Source organism: Rhodococcus sp. P4_B6 (assembly GCF_056402215.1).
On the sequence record NZ_JBFUHV010000349.1, the window covers coordinates 1 to 3,478 of the forward strand.

The window sequence follows — 3,478 nt, forward strand, 5'->3', positions numbered from 1 at the left end:
GTGGTGGTGGTGGGTTCGGGTGGTGGGTTGGTGGGGTATGTGGTGCCGGAGGTGGGGGTTCGGGTGGATTCGGGTGCGGTGGTGGAGTTTGCGGGGTCGGTGTTGCCGGGTTTTATGGTGCCGTCGGTGGTGGTGGTGTTGGGGGAGTTGCCGGTGACGGCGTCGGGGAAGGTGGACCGTGCCGCACTACCCGCACCCGACATGGCCCCGCGCGGGCCGGACCGCGCGCCACGGAGTGCGGCGGAAGAAACACTGGCGTCCGTGTTCGCCGAAGTACTCGGCGTCGAGAAAGTGGGATTCGATGAGTCGTTCTTCGCGCTGGGCGGCGACAGCATCCTGTCCATCCGCCTCGTGTCACGCGCCAAGGCTCGAGGATTGGTATTCACCCCGCAGCAGGTGTTCGAGCACCGGACGGTGGCGGCGCTCGCAGCGGAATCGGAGATCGCGGACCGTGAAACCACGGTCGCCCTTGCCGAACTCGCGGGCGGTGGAATCGGCACCTTCCCGCCCACCCCGGTGGTCCGGTACCTGATCGAGCGGGGTGGGCACTACGAGAGGTTCAGCCAGAGCGTGCTGCTGGACCTCCCGCGCACCGTCGACTCCGACCGGCTCCTCGCGACCGTCACAGCGGTGCTCGCGCGCCACGACATGCTGCGGTCGCGGCTGTACCGGGACGCGAACGGGCAGTGGCAGATGGAGACTCGCGCCGCGGCCGACGTCGACGCCGCGTCACTGCTTAGGCGGGTCGTCTTCGACCCGGCCACCGATCCCGGCCGATCAGCTGACCTGATCGCGACCGAGCACCAGGCCGCCGTGGAGCGACTGCGCCCGTCCGACGGGGTCGTCGCCCAGTTCGTGTGGCTCGACCCCGCGCCGGCCACCGCAACCCCGGTCCGGTCGGGGCGACTGATCGTGGTCGCACACCACCTCGCGGTCGACGGGGTGTCGTGGCGAATTCTGCTGCCCGACTTCGTGACCGCCTGGCATCAGGTGAGCGCCGGGAGCGTGCCGACCCTGCCGGAACCGGCGACGTCGATGCGCCGGTGGGCGCACGCGCTGGCGGAGGAAGCCGTCCGGAGCGAGCGAACCGCCGAACTGCGGTGGTGGCAGTCCGTCGTCGAGGGACCGGACCCGCTGATCACCGACCGACCCCTCGACCCGGGCGTGGACGTCGCGACCGCCCTGCAGGACGTGAGTGTCGAGACCTCCCTCGACGACACGTCCGTGCTGCTCACCCGCCTACCGGACCTCTATCACGGGGGCGCCCTCGACATTCTGCTGACGGCGCTGGTGGTGGCGTCGTCGAGGTGGCGAGCCGAACGGGGGATCCCGGGAACGTCGACGCTGATCCGATTGGAAGGGCACGGCCGGGAGCAGCAGGTGGTGCCGGGCGCCGACCTGTCCCGCACCGTCGGCTGGTTCACGACGGTCTTCCCGGTTCGCGTCGAACTCCGGGGCATCGACCTCGACGACGCGCTCGCCGGCGGCCGCGGCCTGGGCAGCGCACTGAAACGGGTGAAGGAACACTTCCGGGCGGTGCCGGACATGGGCATCGGCTACGGACTGCTCCGGTACCTGAACCCGGACACCGCGGGCAGCCTGCCGGACCCTGAACCGGGGCAGATCAGTTTCAACTACCTCGGCCAGGTCCCGGATCCGGCGGTCGGCGACACCGAGGCCGGTTGGACCCCCGCCGACGGGTTCGGCGACCTCCGGTACGTCCCGGACCCGGACATGCCGGCGTCGGCCGCAGTCGAGATCAACGCGATCGTCATCGGCGGACGGCTCCGGGTCGGTTTCGGTTTCCCCGACACCCTGCTCGCGCGCGCCGAGGTGGAGAGGCTGGCGGCGCGGTGGCGGGAGGCGCTGTCCGCATTGGTGTCCCACGCACGCAGCGGGATCGCCGGTGGGCTCACGCCCTCGGACGTTCCGCTCGTCGACGTCACCCAGGACGACCTCGAGACGTGGGAAGAACACTTCGGCGCGCTGACCGACGTGTGGCCGCCCACCCCGCTGCAGGCCGGGTTGCTGTTCCACGCCCTGCTCGCGAAACCGTCGATCGACGCCTACACGGTGCAGGTGGAACTGCACCTGAAGGGCGCCGTCGACCCGGACCGGATGCGCCGGGCTGCGGCGGCTCTACTGGAGCGGCACGCGAATCTGCGGGTGGCGTTCGTCCCCGCGCGGGACGGCACGTTCGTGCAGGTGGTGCCCGCGACCGTCGACGTGCCGTTCCGCGCACTCGACCTCACCGGCCTGCCGGAGGCCGAGCGGACCACCGAACTGGAGCGCGTCCTCGCCGCCGACCGGGCCGCACCGTTCGACACGTCCCGGGCCCCCCTGCTGCGGTTCCTGCTCGTGTCGACTAGCAGCCGGGAATCGCGGCTCGTGTGGACCAACCACCACACCCTCCTGGACGGATGGTCGATGCCGCTCGCGATCCGCGAACTGCTCGCGCTCTATGTGGCCGGGGACGCCGATGCGTCGGCGCTACCGCGGCCCCGGCCCTATCGGGACTTCCTGTCATGGCTGCACCGCAGGGACGCGGCCGAATCGCGGGAGGCCTGGGCGGCTGCACTCGCCGGTATCGACGGTCCGACACTGCTCCTGCCCGACGCACGGGGGCGGCAACTGTCGGCTCCCCCCGAGAGCGCCCAGTACGCAGTGTCCGAGGAACTGACCGCCGACCTGACGACCCTCGCGCGGACCCGCAACACGACACTGAACACGGTCACTCAGGTGGCGTGGGGCATCGTGCTGGGCGCCGCGACGTCCCGCGACGACGTGACGTTCGGGAGCACCGTGTCCGGGCGATCGCCGCACCTGCCCGGTGTGGAGTCGATGATCGGGCTGTTCGTCAACACCGTACCCACCCGCATCACCCTCGACCCCCGGGAGACCCTGGGTGCGCTGCTCGACCGGACGCAAGCGGAACAGGCAGCCCTCGTCGACCACCATCACCTCGGCCTCGCCGACATCCAGCGCGCGGTCGGCGCCGACATCGGGTTCGACACCGCGACCGTCTTCGAGTCGTACCCGATCGACCGGGGAGGCCTCACCGAGGACAGCGACCTCGCCGGCATCCGGGTGGTCGACGTGCGCGGCGTCGACGCCACGCACTACCCGCTGAGCGTCGCCTTCTCCGTGGACATCCAGTTGCGCATGACGTTCCACTACCGGCCCGACCTGATCGACCGGGCCACCGTCGGCTCGATCGCGGGACAGGTCACCCGCGTGCTCGAGGCGATGGCGTCGGATCCGGGTGTGGGTGTGGGTGGGGTGGGTGTGTGGGGGTCGGGTGTGGGGTTGGTGTGTGGTGTGTCGGGTGTGGGGGTGCGGTTGTTGCCGGAGATTTTGGCGGGGGGTGTGGTGGCGGGTGGGGGTGGGGTGGCGGTGTCGTGTGGGGGTGTGGAGTTGTCGTATGGGGAGTTGGATGGGTGGTCGAATCGGTTGGCGCGGGTGTTGATTGGTTGTGGGG

1 protein-coding gene and 1 pseudogene are annotated in these 3,478 nt (G+C 70.5%); one reads left to right on the plus strand and one right to left on the minus strand.

Translation table 11 applies throughout. The annotated features are described in order from the left end of the window. Positions 1-203 (minus strand): annotated as a pseudogene (locus tag AC1DWT_RS50150) (hypothetical protein); the annotation flags it as partial. A 58-nt stretch (positions 204-261) separates the two neighbouring features. On the opposite strand from AC1DWT_RS50150, the gene AC1DWT_RS50155 reads away from it, so the two are divergent. Continuing rightward, a partial coding sequence (locus AC1DWT_RS50155; RefSeq protein ID WP_477926161.1) for a condensation domain-containing protein occupies positions 262-3,478 on the plus strand: 3,217 nt, incomplete at its 3' end.